Source organism: Williamsia maris, assembly GCF_024171815.1.
In the GTDB taxonomy this organism is placed as follows: domain Bacteria; phylum Actinomycetota; class Actinomycetes; order Mycobacteriales; family Mycobacteriaceae; genus Williamsia_A; species Williamsia_A maris.
Window position 1 is genome coordinate 706718 of sequence record NZ_JAMTCJ010000004.1, and the last position, 16205, is coordinate 722922.

Sequence of the window (16205 nt, forward strand, 5' to 3'; positions counted from 1 at the left end):
GAAGTCGCGCGGGGGGGCCGGTCAGCCGGAGTGGCCCAGGCGCATGCTGATGCGGTCGGCGGCATCGGTGACGCGGCCGACGAGTTCGGTCATGCGGTCGTCGTCGAGACGAAAGGTCGGACCGGACACGCTCAGCGCGGCGACGACCTCACCGGTCTGGTCGCGCACCGGCGCCGCGATGGCGTTGAGCCCCTCTTCGAGTTCCTGTCGGGCCAGCGCCCAGCCGCGACCCCGGATGTCGTCGAGTTCGGCGCGCACGAGATCCGGTTCGGTGATCGTCTCGTCGGTGAAGCGTTCCAAGGGCGCGGCGACGTACGGCTCGAGGTCGTCCTTGGGCAGTCCGGCGAGCAGCACCTTGCCGCTCGAGGTGGCGTGTGCCGGACAGCTCTGCCCGACCCACGTGCGCAGCCCGATGCCGGCCGACCCGCTGGCCTCGGTCACGTTGACGGCCCGACCGTTGTCGAGAACGGCGAGATTCACCGTCTCGCCGACCTCGTCGGCCAGCGGCTGACAGATGTCGCGGCTCTCCCGCGCGAGGTCGCGGGTGGCCATGGTCGCGCCGGCCAGTCGGACGATGGTGAAACCGAGTCGGTATTTGCCGCGATCGGCGACCTGCTCGACGAACCCGCGACGTTCCAGGACCGAGACCAGCCGCGAGATCGTCGACTTGTGCACCCCGAGGGTATCGGCGATGTCGGACACGCCGCCCTCACCGTGGCGGGCCAGGATCTCGAGGACCTCGAGGGCGCGGTCGACCGACTGGATGGACGCGGTCCGCGCGCGAGCGCCGTCGGGTCGCTCCTCGGCCACGTTGTCGTTGATGTCCATATTCCATTCACCTTAGTTGCCCGCAACCGTTGCGTCGGCTAACCGCCAGGCACGCTTGACGTGTACCGCCACGGATGTCACTCTGTTGCGCAAGTCGCACAGTGTTGCACTGGACGCAACGACGCGACCGCGACTCGACGACGTCCGTTCTCTTCCGAGGTGACCTCATGACCACACTGTCCGACACGACGTCCTACTACGTCTCCGTCCTGTCCGAGATGGAGCTCGACACCCCTGTGCGCTGTGCACCCGAGCACCATCCCGCCATCACCGTCGTGCGCACCGACGACGGCGTGTTCGCGATCGACGACACATGCACCCACCAGGACACCTCGCTGTCCGACGGATGGGTCGAGAACTGCGCCATCGAGTGCCCGCTGCACGAGACGTGCTTCGACCTGCGTACCGGGATCCCGCAGGGGCCGCCGGCGACCCGCGCGGTGGCCACCCACCCGGTGTCGGTGGTCGACGGGCTCGTCTACGTGCTGCTCGCCCGCAGCGCATCCCTCTCGAACACCTCCGCGCAGGACGCCACCGATGCCGCGTGATCACCGTCGTCGGCGCCTCGCTCGCCGGCCTGACCGCCGCCCGCGAGCTGCGGTCGCTGGGGTGCGACGCCCCGATCACGTTGATCGGGGACGAACCGTGGTTCCCCTATGACCGCCCGCCGCTGTCGAAGGACGCGCTGACCGACGAGACCGTCGGGTCGGGCAGTGCTCCACACGCAGGCGCGACGGGACTGCTGACCGAGGGCGAGGACCAGAACTTCTCGTGGCAGCTCGGGGTCCGGGCCGACGGCCTCGAGTCGTCGAGCGACGGGTACCGCGTCCACACGTGCCCCGAGATCGACCTCCCCGCGGCCGATCACCTCATCGTCGCCACCGGCGCCCGGCCGCGATCGCTGATCGGCGATCACCTCGACGGTGTGCACGTGTTGCGGACCGTCGACGACACCCGGGCGATCCGTGCCCGCCTCGCCACCGCGCGCACCGTCGTGATCATCGGCGCGGGGTTCATCGGAGCCGAGATCGCCTCGACCGCCGTCGCTCTGGGGAAACACGTCACCATCGTCGAGGCGGCCGCGGTCCCGGCCGCCAACACCCTGGGCCCCGACATCGCCCGGTGGGCGGCGACGCTGCACACCCGCGCCGGGGTGCATCTGATCACCGGCGCCGCGGTGGACACCCTCGTCGGCGACGACCACGTCCGGTCGGTGACCCTGGGAGACGGGACGGTGCTGCCCGCCGATCTCGTGATCATCGGTATCGGATCGGTCCCGAACACCGAATGGGCCGCGGCGTCGGGCATCGCGATCGACGACGGGTTCGTCGCCGACGCCGACGGTGCGACCTCGATGCCCGATGTCTACGCCATCGGCGACTGCGCACGACCACTCGACGAGCGCACCGGTCTGCATGTGCGACACCAGCACTGGAGCGCCGCGGTGGATCAGGGACGACGGGTGGCCCACCGCATCATGGGGGCACCCGCGCCTGCCGTGCGGTCCCGCTACTTCTGGAGCGACCAGTACGGGCACCGCATCCAGGTCTGCGGCGAGATCCCGGTGGGCCTGGCCCCCACCGTTGTCGAAGGCGATGTCGCGCAGGACCGTTTCGTCGCCGTCTTCGGCGACCCGGCCGGGCCGTTGGCGGTCGCCGCGGTCGACAGTCCCCGCACCTTCATGCGCGCACGCAAGGCGATGGACGCCGCGGCGCGCGAGGCGATCTCAGTAGATCGGGGCCGAGCCGCGCACGTGCTCGAACACCAGTGAGGTCGTCGTGCCCGCGACCTCGGGACGCGCGTTGAGCATCTCGACGAACCCGCGGAGCTCCTCGGTGTCGGCCACCGCGACGTGCAGCAGGTAGTCGTCGGTGCCGGCGAGGAAGAACACGTCGATGATCTCGTCGCGCACACCGATCTGACCGACGAAATGCCGGATCTGCCCGCGCGCATCCGACTGCAGACTGACCGCCACCATGGCGCGCAGCGTCCGACCCACGGTGGCCGGGTCGATGTCGGCGAAGAAGCCGCGGATGACGCCGAGATCGATGAGGCGTCGTACCCGCCCGTGACACGTCGAGGCCGCGATACCCACACGGTCGGCCAACTCACGATTCGGCATCCGCGCATCGGTCTGCAGGAGACGGAGCAGCGCGGCGTCGATCTCGTCGAGCCCCGATGACGCCGGCGGCGTCCGAACGATCTTCGACTCAGCGGTCATCCCGACACCGTATCTCGTATGAACGTCACAGATGGCGCGGCTGAGAGAATTATCTTCATCGATCTTGCGGACCGACCGAATGGTGTTCACGCTTGGACCATCGACGAGCCCACCCGACGACCACGATTGGACATGTCATGCGCATCGGTATCCCCCGCGAGATCAAGAACAACGAGTTCCGGGTCGCCATCACCCCGGCCGGCGTCTCCGAACTGAGCCGACGTGGCCACGAGGTCGTCATCGAGGCCGGGGCAGGCCTCGGGTCGTCCATCGAGGACAACGACTTCAAGGCCGCAGGCGCGCAGATCCTCTCCACCGCCGACCAGGTGTGGCAGCAGGCCGACCTCGTGCTCAAGGTCAAGGAGCCCATCGCCGACGAGTACCACCGGATGCGCGACGGGCAGACCCTGTTCACCTACCTGCACCTCGCCGCCAGCCGCGCGTGCACCGACGCCCTCCTCGCGTCCGGCATCACCTCGATCGCCTACGAGACCGTCCAGGCGCCCGACCGTTCGCTGCCGCTGCTGGCCCCGATGAGCGAGGTCGCCGGACGTCTCGCCCCGCAGGTCGGCGCGTACCACCTGATGCGCTCGGCCGGAGGCCGCGGCGTCCTGATGGGCGGCGTCCCCGGAACCGAGCCGGCCGACGTCGTGGTCATCGGCGGCGGCGTCAGCGGTGTCAACGCCGCGACCATCGCGATGGGCATGGGCGCGCAGGTCACCGTCTTCGACCTCGACATCACCAAGCTCCGCGCCATCGACGCCCGCTTCGGCGGTCGCGTGCACACCCGCTACAGCACCGCCCTCGCGCTCGAGGAGGCCGTGAAGCGTGCCGACCTCGTCATCGGCGCGGTGCTGGTCCCGGGCGCCAAGGCCCCGATCGTCGTCTCCAACAACCTCGTCGCACAGATGAAGCCGGGCTCGGTGCTCGTCGACATCGCGATCGATCAGGGTGGCTGCTTCGAGGACTCGCGTCCCACCACGCACGACGATCCGATCTTCACCGTCCACGACTCGGTCTTCTACTGCGTCGCGAACATGCCCGGATCGGTGGCCCGGACCTCCACCTCGGCGCTCACCGGAGCGACGCTGCCCTACGTCGTCGCACTGGCCGACAAGGGTTTCCAGGCCGCGTGCCAGGCCGATCCCAGCCTCGCGGCCGGCCTCAGCACCCACGCAGGAGAGCTGCTCTGCCCCACCGTCGCGACCGCGCTCGACCTCCCGTTGGGAGCGTCGCCGCTGCACTGAGGCGCACCCGCCTCCCCCGATACGACACGAGCCCGGCTGCCCCCACGTCAGCCGGGCTCGCGTCATGTGCTGCGGCGGCTCACTCCCCGACCGGTGTGTAGTGCGAGAGGTTGGTCATGCGCCGCTGGATCGCCGACACCTCACGCACACCCTGAGCGAGCAGGCTCCGATCGAGCGGAGACAATCTGCGCATGGTGAGCACGTCGCCCGCGGCTTCGCGACGGTCGAGTTGCGCCACCTGATAGGCGATCCGGATCTTCTGCAGCACATCGAACACCTCGATGAGGACCTGCGCGTTGTCCTCGGTCAGCATCGGACTGCCCGCCGCGACACGGAGCCGCGACCGGGTGTCGAGTTCCATGGACTCGACGCTGAGCGAGGCCCACCGGGCGATGTTGACCAGCGGCGTGAGCGCGTGCGTCTTGATGTCGAAGGTGCCACCGCGGCGGGCGAGCACGTCGCGCACCGACCGGATGCGCGCCTTGTGCGACAACGACTCCGCGAGCAACAGTCGCAGAGTGCCGGGATGCGACCGGAGATCTCCGAAGACCTCGGCCACACCGGACAGGCCCCGGTCACCCCAGATCGGGCGTCCGTCGAGCATCAGCGAGGTCATGATCATGCCCTTGTTCTCCAAGGGTGCTGCCAACCACTGGTGCGCAGCGGTCCGCCATTGCGTATGGGTCCGGGTGAACAACGTCGACGAGGCGACCGCGCCGTTGTTGTCGATGGCGAGTCCGCATCGGCGCAGGATCTCGTCGACCTCGGCGAACGCAGCACGGTAGACGGCGATCTGTTCGGGCGTCGACACCGACTCGTCCAGCGCCACCGCGCTGTCGACGTCGGAGCTCAACACCGCCTCACGACGAGCGTTGCTGCCCAGGGAGAGCCAGGTCAGCTTGTCGGGATCCACCTCGTCGTGACGCTCGACAACCAGTTCCAGGGCCCGCCGCACGACGGCGTCGTGCACGAGCGACAACATCGCGGTGACCTCGTGTGAGGGCTGCCCCTGTCGGACGAGGTCGGCGACCACATAGGGCATCCGTTGTGCTTGTTCGGCGAGGGTCTCCACCGACCGGGCGCGGCCGATCTGATGTCGAAGGGTCACGCTCGCGCCGCCCGGGGCGGAGATGAAATCGCCGGGACCGACGACACCGATCACACGTCCCCCGGGGTCTACGACGGGCAGACATCCCAATCCGTGCTCGAGGATCTGCAGGAGAGCGTCGGCTGCAGGGGTACCGGTGACCACGGTGCGCGCACGCGGGGTGACCACCCGGCTCACCGAGATGTCGCCGGACTCGCCCGCCGCCACCACCCGCGACCGGATGTCGGAATCGGTCAGGACCCCGACGGTTCCGTCGCCCGCCGGGATCACCACGTAGTCACGTGATCGTGCCGTCATCAACCGCGCGGCCTCGCTCACCGACATCGACGGCGTACCCGTCACCGGCGCGGTCCGGATCAACTCGTCGACGATGCCCCCGCGCGGCCGCACGGACTCCGTCCGTCGCGGCAACCGCAGCTGCCCCGCGAGAAAGCGCGCGCCGGCCATGCTGGAGAAGACCGCGTGGACCGAGTCACTGGGGATCCGGCAGATCGTGCTCACCGCGGTGGCGACCGCGCGTGGGCCACGAGCGGCATTGGTCAGCAGTGAGAAATAGCCGAATACGCCGCCGGGACCGAGGATCTCGTCGGGTTCACCGTCGAGATGGTCGGGGAGACTCCACAGACCCACCTCGCCGGTGATCACCACACCCAGCTCCTCGACGGTGTCGCGGAAGCCGTCGAAGATCTCCGCGCCCGCGGCGAACTCGCCGACCGTGGCCCGGGCGGCCAGTCGCTCGAGCGCCGCGGGTTCGAGGGCATCGAACGGCGGATGGAGCCCCAGGAATTGCGCGACCGCGGTCATCGGATCATCTTTGCAAGTCGGCTCGTCCTGCGCCACGTCGCCATCCACACGGGCCTGTGTCCGCTTTACGGCTTTGCGAAATATTGGTATCGCCAAACGTAATACGAGCGAAACGAATCGCCGTGATACTGACCAACTCCGGGCAGGCTCGAACACCGTGGCATCTGCGGGATCCGGACACCGATCACGATCAACCGGGATTCATCCGGCGACGGAGGCAGACATGACAGCACCACCGGATACTTCACAGTTCGACGCCGAACAGGTCGGCTACAAACAATCGCTCGGGCGCCGACAGGTGCAGATGATCGCCATCGGTGGCGCCATCGGTACCGGCCTCTTCCTCGGCTCATCCTCACGACTCGTCGCCAACGGCCCCGCCCTGCTGGTGAGTTATGCGATCGCCGGGCTCGTCGCGTACTTCCTGATGCGGGCCCTGGGTGAGTTGGTCCTGCACCGCTCCACCAGTGGCGCGTTCGTCTCGTACATGCGCGAGTTCTTCGGCGAGAAGGCCGCGTACGTCACCGGCTGGATGTACTGGCTGAACTGGGCGCTGACCGGCATCGCGGAACTCTCCGCGGTCGGCGTGTACGTGCACAACAAGTTCGAGTCCATGCCGAACTGGCTGTCGGCGTTGATCGCTCTCGTCGTGGTCCTGGTCGTCAACCTCCTCAGCGCCAAGGCTTTCGGTGAGTTCGAGTTCTGGGCGTCGATCCTCAAGGTCGGCGCGATCGTGCTGTTCCTGATCGTCGGCCTCGTGGTCGTCCTCGGCGCAGTCCACGTCGGCGATTCACAGGCCGGCTTCTCCAACCTCTGGGACAACCCGGGCGGGTTCTGGCCGACCAGCGGCGCCTACAACTGGTACGGCCCGATCCTGGTGATGTCCGGTGTGGTCTTCGCCTACGCCGCGATCGAGATGGTCGGCGTCGCGGCCGGCGAGATGGAGGACTCCGACAAGGAGGTCCCGCGCGCGGTCAACGCGGTCATCTTCCGTATCGCCGTGTTCTACATCGGCTCGATCCTGTTGCTCTGCGCCATTCTCCCGACCGCGTCGTACACATCCGGGACCAGTCCGTTCGTCACGGTCTTCGACAAACTCGGCTTCGCGTGGATGGCCGACGTGATCCAGATCGTTCTCATCGTCGCCGCACTGTCGAGCCTGAACTCCGGTCTGTACTCCACCGGACGCGTGCTGCGCAGTCTCGGCATGAGCAAGCAGGCGCCGGGCTTCACCACCTCGATGAGCGCGGGTGGTGTCCCCTGGGCCGGCATCGCGATGACCACGGTTGTCTACCTGCTGGGAATCGTCCTCAACGTGCTGGTGCCGGGACGCGCCTTCGACATCGCCCTGGAGGCCTCCTCCATCGGCATCGTCTTCACGTGGGGAACCATCTTCGCGTGTCAGCTCAAACTGAGATCCCTGGTCAACAAGGGCATCATCCCGAAGGCCAAATTCCAGGCACCCGGCTATCCGTACACATCGATCTTCGGGTTGGTCTTCCTCGTCGCGGTGATCATCGGACTGGGGGTCTCGGGCTGGCTCGACAAGGAGGGCGGCAGGATCGACTTCTACGTCGTGGTCGTCGGCATCCCCTTGATCGCCGCCGCACTGATCGGTGGCTGGTATCTGATCCGCGGTCAGGTCACCGAACACACCGGCGGAATGCTGAAGTCTGTGTGGGCCGACAAGGAGCGCGAGCACAACGCCGCATCCGACGGAGCACGCCCCTAGGAACCCCGCGCGGCGCCGAGCACACGCATGGTGCGCTCGGCGCCGCGTGGCGTCAGCCGGCCCCCAGCTCGGTGATCGCGGTGTCGACGGCCGCGGCCACGGAGGACACCGAGGGTTCGCGGAGCAGGTCGGTGTGGCCGCCGGGAACCGAATCGATGTGCAGGGGTCCACGCGCGAGGAGAGACCAGTGGGCCCGGCCGTGCGGGTTGTCCGACGTGCGCAGGACCGCGGCCGGCACATCGAGTGGACGTGGCCGGTGCCGTCCGAGGGTCGCCATGCCCAGGTTGTAGAACAGCAGCCACTGCGTCAGCGGTTCGAACTGCACCAGACCGGCCACCATCATCTTCAGCCGCACCGCGACCAGTCGGCGCAGACCGATGTCCAGCGCCTCCCCGGTGTGCAGTGCGGACTCGGTGACCCCGTCCGCAGGCGCGCTCACGGCGCCGCCGCGCAGGTCGGCCAGCATGGGCTCGGACAGGTGGGGGTCGATCAGGATAACCGCCGCGACGTCGTGCCCGCGTTCCCGCAACTGGGCGGCCATCTCCCACGCGACGTGTGCGCCCATGGAGTGACCCGCGAGCAGATACGGCCCTCGGGGTGCGACATCACCGATGGCCTCGATGTTCCGACGGGCGGCGGCCGCCACGGTTCGATCCGGCCGGCCACGGTTCTCGAGTCCCCACGCCTGCAGCCCGAAGACAGGACGGTCGGGGGCCAGGTGGCGGGCCGTCGGGATCAGCGACACCGCGGGCGCTCCGGCACCGGCGACGATGAACAACGGCGTCCGGTCACCGCCGCTCCGCAGCGGCACCAGGACGGACAGGCCGGCGCGGGTACGCGCGTCCGCGGCCACCTCGTCACGCACCATCGACGCGACGGTCGCGATCGTCGGGGCCGCGGCGACCCGTGCGACGTCGACACGCACGTGGAAGTTCGCGGTGACCCGGGCCAGGATGGTGGTGAGCGCCAACGAGTCGGCTCCCAGTTCGATGAGGTCGTCGTCGACACCGATGTCATTGCGCCCCATCACGTCTCGCACCATGTCGGCAACTCCCAGCACCGTCAGGTCGGACGTACGCAACGGCGACGTGGACCCGGCGACGGCATCTCGGGGTGATGCGGGTGCGCGCAACCGCTCTCGATCGATCTTGCCCCGGTCGGTGCGCGGGATCCGGTCATAGCTCTCGACGAACCGCGGAACCATCCAGTCGGGGAGGTCGCGGCGCACGAGGGCACGCACCGAGCGCGCGTCGGCCGGACCGTTGACCGGCGCGTCCAGCGCGACGTGTGCGACCAGTTCGGTGTGCCCCTCGAATTCCACTCCCGTGACGTGGGCGTCGACGACACCCGACACCCGTCGCAGCGCCGACTCCACCTCACCCGGCTCCACGAGGTACCCACGTATCTTCACCGCCGAGCCCAACCGACCGATGACGTGTAGGACGCGCTCGTCGTCGACACGGCCTCGGTCCCCGGTCCGGTACCACTGCTCGCCGTCGGCGGTCCGCGTGGTCGGCAGCGCCACTTCCCCGAGGTATCCGACCGCGAAATCGCCTCCGCGGATCCATATCTCGCCGATCCCGCCGGGCTCGACCGGACGCCCCTGGGCGTCGACGATCATGATCCGGCGACCACGTACGGCCCGGCCGGCCGCGAGCCGCCCGTCGGGCACCTCGTCCTCCGGGGCGAACGACCGGAAAGCGACCACCCCACATTCGGTGCAGGCGTACCAGTTCACGACCGTGGCCCGGGGCGCCAACCCGGCACGGGTCGTCCGCAGGTCCGAACCCGAGAGCGGCTCACCGTAGTAGACCACCACCCGCAGCTCCGGGAGCACCGTCGATACGGCCGCCGCCGACACGCCCGCGGTGGCCAGCGCCCGCCCGAGGGCCGCCGAACAGTGCAGGGTCGTGACACCTGAGTCACGCAACCACTGTCGCAGCGCCGCCGGGTCCGTCGAACGCGGATCGCGGCACATGACCGGCACGCCTGCGAGCAGGCCGGCGGTCAAGGTGTTGATCCCGGCGCCGAACCCCAGCGGCAGGACGTTGCCCAACCGATCCGTCTGCGCCAACACCAGCGGGCCGATCACGTCGTAGGCCTTGCCCAGACACATCCGGTGACTGAGCATCACCCCCTTGGGCGTACCCGTCGACCCGGAGGTCATCAGGATCATCGCCACCTCGTCGGGGTCCGGATCGGCGATGGGACCGGGGCCCGGCGGCGACCACCGGGGCTCGGTCGGGGCCGGGGCGATGAACAGTTCACGGTGGTCGAGGACGATCGCCCCCGTGAGCTCGGAGATCAACGCCCGACGCGACTGCGGCTGGTGGCGGTCCACCGGGACCAGCGGCACCGACGACATCAGAACCGCGATCGCGGCGATCACCGATTCGATCGAGCCGTCCATCTCGACCGCGACCGGCCGTCGCCCCGTCCCGCCGAGATCGGCGATCACCGGAAGGGCCTGCTCGATCCGGGCGTACAACTGCGCCGAGGTCACCGTCGCCGACTCGGTCACCAGCGCGACACCGTCGGGACGGACGAATGCGTGCACGGCGATCGCCTGGGCCAGGGACCGGAAACGCCAGGAGTCGAGGCGATCAGGTGATCGACGTTCGAACGTCGATCGCGACACGGACACGGCAGAAACTGGATCGGACACCGGAACCCCCCCGGACGAGCTGAGAAATGACACGAGGCCCCCCGGCCTCTGCGCCATGCTAACAAGCGACCGTGCCCGAGCGCAGGCGGTCAGCGCTCGGTCAGGGTCCGTACCGATCTCGGCAGGTCGCGAGCACGTCGATACGGGCCCACCACCGCCACCGCGGGTCGTTGTGCGAGAACTCGGCGCGCGACGGCCCGCACCTGGGCGGGACGGACCGCCTCGATCCGGGTCAGCGACCGGCTCACCGGTCGGCGTCGACCGAAGTCGAGTTCGGCGCTGCCGAGCCGGTGCATCCGGGACTGGGTGTCCTCGAGTCCGAGCAGCAGCGAACCGCGTAGAGCCCCCTGGGCGCGAGTGCACTCGGCATCGGTGATCCCGTTCTCGGCGACGTCGCGCAGGACACTCATCGCGACATCGGCGACATCGGCGACGCGATCGGGTGAACAGCCCGCGTAGACGGAGAACGTGCCGACGTCACTGAAGCTGTCGACCGAGGAGTACACCGAATAGGCCAGGCCGCGTTCCTCCCGGATCTGTTGGAACAGCCGGGAACTCAGGCCGCCACCGATGGCCGCATTGAGCACCGACAGCGCGAAACGGTCGGGGTGGCCGACGCCCGGGCTGGGCATGCCGAACAGCAGGTGAGTCTGTTCGGTGTCGCGGTGGATGAACTCGAGCCCGGCACTCGCCCGTGGTGCCGTGCCCGCGGACCGGACACCGGCGGCCGGGATGCCCTGTCGCAGATGGGCACCGAACGAGGTGCGCACCTGCGCGAGGACCGCCGCGTGGGTGATGTTGCCCGCCACGGCGAGCACCATCGTGTCCGGCGTGTACCGCCGCGTGTGGAACGAATGGATCTGCCTGCGCGACATGGCCGTGATCGACTCGGCGGAACCGATGACCGGTCGGCCGATGGGGTGATCGCCGAACATGGCGGTCATGAACGCGTCGGCGAGCAGGTCCTCGTGGTCGTCGTCGCGCATCGCGATCTCCTCGAGCACGACATCACGTTCGGTGTCGACGTCGGAGGACGCGCACCGTCCGCGCAACACGACGTCGGCAAGCATGTCGATCGCCATGTCGGCGTGCTCGTCGAGCACGTGCGCGTAGAAGCACGTGTGTTCCTTCGACGTGAAGGCGTTGAGTTCGCCGCCGACGGCGTCCATGTCCTGCGCGATCGAGGCCGCGGTACGGGTCGGCGTCGCCTTGAACAGCAGATGTTCGAGGAAATGTGCGGCACCGGCGACCGACGGCTTCTCGTCGCGGGAGCCGACGCCGACCCACAGTCCGACCGACACCGACCGGACGCCGGGAACCTGCTCGGTGACGACACGCAGCCCACCGGGGAGGACCGATCGCCTGATGGCGTCCGGGGTCCCGGTGGGCTGCGTGCGTACGGAGTTCTTACTCAGTGTGTTTCGTTACCCGCGCGGTTACGCGTCGACCGTGGCCGGAGCCGCGTCTTCGGACTCGGTGTCGGCGACCGGCACGAGGCTGATCTTGCCGCGGTCGTCGATGTCGGCGATCTCCACGCGGAGCTTGCTGCCGACGTTGACGACGTCCTCGACCTTGTTGACGCGCTTGCCCTGACCCAGCTTCGAGATGTGGACGAGGCCGTCACGACCCGGCAGCAGCGACACGAAGGCGCCGAAAGCCGTTGTCTTGACCACGGTTCCGAGGAACCGCTCGCCGACCTTGGGTAGCTGCGGGTTCGCGATCGCGTTGATGCGGTCGATCGCGGCCTGCGCCTTGACGCCATCGGTGGCTCCGACGAACACGGTGCCGTCGTCCTCGATGGAGATGTTGGCGCCGGTCTCCTCGGTAATCGCGTTGATGTTCTTGCCCTTGGGCCCGATCAGCTCACCGATTTTGTCGATCGGCACCTTGACGGTGGTGACGCGAGGAGCGAAGGGGCTCATCTCGTCGGGCTCGTCGATCGCTTCGGCCATCACCTCGAGGATGGTGGTCCGGGCGTCCTTGGCCTGCGCGAGCGCGCCGGCCAGCACGGCGGACGGGATGCCGTCGAGCTTGGTGTCGAGCTGCAGGGCGGTCACGAAGTCCTTGGTGCCCGCGACCTTGAAGTCCATGTCACCGAAGGCGTCCTCGGCACCGAGGATGTCGGTCAGTGCGACGTAGCGCGTCTCACCGTCGACCTCGTCGGACACCAGGCCCATGGCGATACCCGCGACGGGGGCCTTGAGCGGCACACCGGCGTTGAGCAGCGACATCGTCGAGGCACAGACCGAACCCATCGAGGTCGAGCCGTTGGAGCTCAGCGCCTCGGAGACCTGACGGATCGCGTAGGGGAACTCCTCGACGCTGGGCAGGACCGGCATGAGCGCACGCTCGGCGAGCGCTCCGTGACCGATCTCGCGACGCTTGGGCGAACCGACGCGACCGGTCTCACCGGTCGAGTACGGCGGGAAGTTGTAGTGGTGCATGTAGCGCTTGGACGTCTCGGGCCCGAGCGAGTCGATCTGCTGGGCCATCTTGACCATGTCGAGGGTGGTGACGCCCATGATCTGGGTCTCGCCGCGCTCGAACAGCGCGCTGCCGTGCGCACGCGGGATCAGCGCGACCTCGGCCGAGAGCGACCGGATGTCGGTGATGCCACGGCCGTCGATGCGGAAGTGGTCGGTCAGGATGCGCTGACGCACGAGCTTCTTGGTCAGCGAGCGGTACGCCGCGCCGATCTCCTTCTCGCGTCCGGCGAACTGATCGCCGAGCGACGCGAGGATGTCGGCCTTGAGCTCATCGGTCTTGTCGTCGCGCTCGGTCTTGCCCGCGATGGTCAGGATCTCCGACAGACGGTCCTTGCCCGCCGACTCGACGGCGGTGTAGGCGTCGGGCTGGTAGGCCGGGAAGAGCGGGAACTCGCCGGTGGCCTTGGCGGCCTGCGCGGCGAGGCTCTTCTGGGCCTCACACAGTGCGGCGATGAACGGCTTGGCGGCCTCGAGGCCCTCGGCGACGATCGCCTCGGTCGGCGCCTGCGCACCACCGGAGATGAGCTCGATGACGTTGTCGGTGGCCTCGGCCTCGACCATCATGATCGCGACGTCGGCGGTGTCACCCTCGCCGACGATGCGACCGGCGACGACCATGTCGAACACCGCACCCTCGAGCTGCTCGACGGTCGGGAACGCGACCCACTGGCCGGCGCGGTTGGACTCGGTCGGGATGAGCGCGACGCGCACGCCACCGACCGGGCCGGAGAACGGCAGGCCGGCGAGCTGGGTGGACGCCGAGGCGGCGTTGATCGCGACGACGTCGTAGAGGTCGTTCGGGTCGAGCGACAGGACGGTGATGACGACCTGGATCTCGTTGCGGAGTCCGTCGACGAACGACGGGCGCAGCGGCCGGTCGATGAGGCGACAGGTCAGGATCGCGTCGGTCGAGGGGCGGCCCTCACGGCGGAAGAACGATCCGGGGATGCGGCCGGCGGCATACATCCGCTCCTCGACGTCGATCGTCAGGGGGAAGAAGTCGAAGTTGTCCTTCGGGTGCTTCCCGGCGCTGGTGGCCGAGAGCAGCATGTTCTCGTCGTCGAGGTAGGCGACGACGGCGCCGGCGGCCTGCTGCGCGAGACGTCCGGTCTCGAAGCGGATGGTGCGGGTGCCGAAGCTGCCGTTGTCGATGACGGCGGTGGCTTCGGTGACGTCGTCGTCGAAGTCCGCTTCCGCGGGCGCGTTTGTCACATCGGTCATGTGTGGGTGATTCCTCTCGTTCGATGCGCGCGAGTGATCGCAGCGCATCGGTGTATCAGCGCCTGTCCAGGTGGACGGGAGCTGTGGGTCGATGCCCGAGAGGTGATATCGCCGCAGGTGCGAATGTCCGCGCTGTGGAGGCGGAGGAGGTTCGGCGACGGCCGTCGATCGAAGCGGTCGGAACCGTGTGGGCAAACCCATGGGTTCCGGCAGCCACTACCGAAGACCGATCGCGAACGCAGGGCACGCGTGAGGAGATTGTCATCTCGTGGCATCGGGTCCGTGGCCGAGGGTATCACCTGGACACTCCCGGACCTGCTCGCCGCGCGGCACGCGGGGCGAACGACGCGGACCGCGACACTCGAGGAGTGCCGCGGTCCGCGGTGACGATGTGGGTCGAGCCGGTACTACGAGGTCAGCGACGCAGGGAGGTCAGCGACGCAGGCCCAGGCGCTCGATCAGCGAGCGGTAGCGGGCGACGTCGACCTTGGCGATGTACTTGAGCAGGCGACGACGACGTCCGACCAGCAGCAGCAGTCCGCGACGGCTGTGGTGATCGTGCTTGTGGGTCTTGAGGTGCTCGGTCAGGTCGCTGATGCGCTTGGTGAGCATCGCGATCTGCGCCTCGGGGGATCCGGTGTCGGTCTCGTGCAGGCCGTACTCGGAAAGGATCGTCTTCTTCTGATCGACGGTCAGTGCCACGTGTGATTCTCCTGGTGATGATGTTCGCGTCCTGGTGGGTGGGAGTCGGCCGACATGGTCGTCGACTCCCCGGGCGTGGCCACCGCGAACCGCAGCGCGCGCCAACGAGGGAATCTACCAGCGCCGATCACCCCGCCCAAATCAGCGGGCGCAGGTCAGACGGTGGGGTCGGACAGCACCGCGCGGGTCCGCACGACGTCGTCGTCCATCTGCACGATCAGGTCGTCGACCGAGTCGAACTTCTCCATGCCGCGGATGCGTCCGACGAAATCGACCGCCACGTGCTGGCCGTACAGGTCGGCCTTGGTGTCGAGGACGAACGCCTCGACTGTGCGGGTCCGCCCGGAGAACGTGGGGTTCGACCCCACCGACACCGCCGCGCGGTAGCTCTCCCCCGGCACGACCTGTCCGACGACCGGCCCGGCACCGAGCACGGTGAACCAGGCGGCGTAGACGCCGTCGGATGGGATGGCCGAGTACATGGGCGGGGCCACGTTGGCGGTCGGATACCCGAGCTCACGTCCGCGACCGTCGCCCCGGACGACGACGCCCTCGACGCGATGGGGTCGGCCCAACGCCTCGGCCGCGGCCTCCACGTCGCCGGCGGCGACACAGGACCGGATGTAGGTGGAGGAGAACGTGACCGTGGACTTGGTCGATCCGTCGGTGCCGTCCTCCCCGAGCAGCGACACCGCCTGCACGTCGAAGCCGAACTTTCGACCGAGGTCGGTCAGCACCTCGACCGTGCCCGCCGCCTTCTTGCCGAAGGTGAAGTTCGCGCCGACCACCACGTCGGCGGCGTGCAGTCCCTCGACGAGGACGCCGTGGGCGAAGTCCTTGGGGGTCTGCGCCGCGAGGACCGGGGTGAACGGCATCACGCAGAACACGTCGATGCCGAGTTCCTCGGCCAGTTCCGCGCGCCGGGTCAGGGTCGACAGCTGCGGTGGATGGCTGCCCGGTCGGACGACCTCGGCCGGGTGCGGATCGAACGTCATGAGAACCGCGGGGACGCCGCGCTTCGCCGCGGCCGAGGTTGCGGTCTTGATCAGCTGTGCGTGACCCCGGTGCACGCCGTCGAACACCCCGATGGTGACGACACATCGGCCCCATCCCGCGGGGATATCCTCCAACCCTCGCCATCGCAACACGGGGCAAGCCTACGGGTGTGCGCTGAACCGGACCAGACCTCCC

12 protein-coding genes are annotated in these 16205 nt (G+C 68.5%); 4 read left to right on the forward strand and 8 right to left on the reverse strand.

From position 1 onward, the window contains the following. Nucleotides 1-21: 21 nt before the first annotated feature. The gene (locus LX13_RS21960) at nucleotides 22-828 is read right to left on the reverse strand and encodes an IclR family transcriptional regulator (RefSeq protein WP_253663416.1); all 807 of its coding nucleotides are present in this window, start codon (nucleotides 826-828) and stop codon (nucleotides 22-24) included. Nucleotides 829-995: 167 nt separating this feature from the next. Between LX13_RS21960 and LX13_RS21965 the strand changes: the two genes are divergently transcribed. Further along, on the forward strand, nucleotides 996-1376 hold the full coding sequence (locus tag LX13_RS21965; protein WP_343947355.1) for a bifunctional 3-phenylpropionate/cinnamic acid dioxygenase ferredoxin subunit: 381 nt from the start codon (nucleotides 996-998) through the stop codon (nucleotides 1374-1376). Continuing rightward, nucleotides 1373-2599 (forward strand): NAD(P)/FAD-dependent oxidoreductase, encoded by a 1227-nt coding sequence (locus tag LX13_RS21970; RefSeq protein ID WP_253663417.1) that lies wholly within the window; start codon nucleotides 1373-1375, stop codon nucleotides 2597-2599. The genes LX13_RS21965 and LX13_RS21970 overlap by 4 nt, the downstream gene beginning before the upstream one ends. Here the strand turns inward: LX13_RS21970 and LX13_RS21975 are convergent. Then, nucleotides 2555-3049 carry an Lrp/AsnC family transcriptional regulator gene (locus LX13_RS21975; protein ID WP_253663418.1) on the reverse strand — a complete coding sequence of 165 codons (495 nt, stop codon included), beginning with the start codon at nucleotides 3047-3049 and terminating at the stop codon, nucleotides 2555-2557. The two genes, LX13_RS21970 and LX13_RS21975, sit on opposite strands and share 45 nt — an antisense overlap. A 137-nt stretch (nucleotides 3050-3186) precedes the next feature. Between LX13_RS21975 and ald the strand changes: the two genes are divergently transcribed. Further along, nucleotides 3187-4296, forward strand: coding sequence for an alanine dehydrogenase (ald, locus tag LX13_RS21980; protein ID WP_253663419.1), 1110 nt, complete (start codon nucleotides 3187-3189; stop codon nucleotides 4294-4296). A 79-nt stretch (nucleotides 4297-4375) separates the two neighbouring features. Here ald and LX13_RS21985 read toward each other — a convergent pair whose 3' ends face one another. Further along, the gene (locus LX13_RS21985; protein ID WP_486389602.1) at nucleotides 4376-5851 is read right to left on the reverse strand and encodes a DUF294 nucleotidyltransferase-like domain-containing protein; all 1476 of its coding nucleotides are present in this window, start codon (nucleotides 5849-5851) and stop codon (nucleotides 4376-4378) included. A gap of 580 nt (nucleotides 5852-6431) precedes the next feature. Between LX13_RS21985 and LX13_RS21990 the strand changes: the two genes are divergently transcribed. Beyond that, a complete protein-coding gene (locus LX13_RS21990) occupies nucleotides 6432-7940 on the forward strand; it encodes an amino acid permease (RefSeq protein WP_253663421.1) in 1509 nt (502 codons plus the stop codon). A gap of 52 nt (nucleotides 7941-7992) precedes the next feature. Here the strand turns inward: LX13_RS21990 and LX13_RS21995 are convergent, their stop codons facing one another. The 5 genes from LX13_RS21995 to LX13_RS22015 form a co-directional block, all read right to left on the reverse strand. Continuing rightward, entirely contained in the window at nucleotides 7993-10584 is a 2592-nt protein-coding gene (locus LX13_RS21995) for an AMP-binding protein (protein WP_253663422.1), read from the reverse strand. A gap of 110 nt (nucleotides 10585-10694) precedes the next feature. Next, entirely contained in the window at nucleotides 10695-12020 is a 1326-nt protein-coding gene (locus LX13_RS22000; protein ID WP_253663654.1) for a M16 family metallopeptidase, read from the reverse strand. Between the two features lie 21 nt (nucleotides 12021-12041). Next, complete coding sequence (locus LX13_RS22005; protein ID WP_253663423.1) at nucleotides 12042-14312, reverse strand: polyribonucleotide nucleotidyltransferase; 2271 nt, start codon at nucleotides 14310-14312, stop codon at nucleotides 12042-12044. Nucleotides 14313-14744: 432 nt separating this feature from the next. Then, nucleotides 14745-15014 (reverse strand): 30S ribosomal protein S15, encoded by a 270-nt coding sequence (rpsO, locus tag LX13_RS22010; RefSeq protein WP_253663424.1) that lies wholly within the window; start codon nucleotides 15012-15014, stop codon nucleotides 14745-14747. Nucleotides 15015-15169: 155 nt separating this feature from the next. Beyond that, nucleotides 15170-16162 carry a bifunctional riboflavin kinase/FAD synthetase gene (locus LX13_RS22015; protein ID WP_253663425.1) on the reverse strand — a complete coding sequence of 331 codons (993 nt, stop codon included), beginning with the start codon at nucleotides 16160-16162 and terminating at the stop codon, nucleotides 15170-15172. Between the last annotated feature and the right edge of the window lie 43 nt (nucleotides 16163-16205).

Coding starts and splice junctions, on each gene's coding strand:
- LX13_RS21960 (WP_253663416.1), bottom strand. CDS start 828: ATGGACATCAACGACAACGTGGCCGAGGAGCGACCCGACGGCGCTCGC.
- LX13_RS21965 (WP_343947355.1), top strand. CDS start 996: ATGACCACACTGTCCGACACGACGTCCTACTACGTCTCCGTCCTGTCC.
- LX13_RS21975 (WP_253663418.1), bottom strand. CDS start 3,049: ATGACCGCTGAGTCGAAGATCGTTCGGACGCCGCCGGCGTCATCGGGG.
- ald (WP_253663419.1), top strand. CDS start 3,187: ATGCGCATCGGTATCCCCCGCGAGATCAAGAACAACGAGTTCCGGGTC.
- LX13_RS21985 (WP_486389602.1), bottom strand. CDS start 5,851: ATGGCCGGCGCGCGCTTTCTCGCGGGGCAGCTGCGGTTGCCGCGACGG.
- LX13_RS21990 (WP_253663421.1), top strand. CDS start 6,432: ATGACAGCACCACCGGATACTTCACAGTTCGACGCCGAACAGGTCGGC.
- LX13_RS22005 (WP_253663423.1), bottom strand. CDS start 14,312: ATGACCGATGTGACAAACGCGCCCGCGGAAGCGGACTTCGACGACGAC.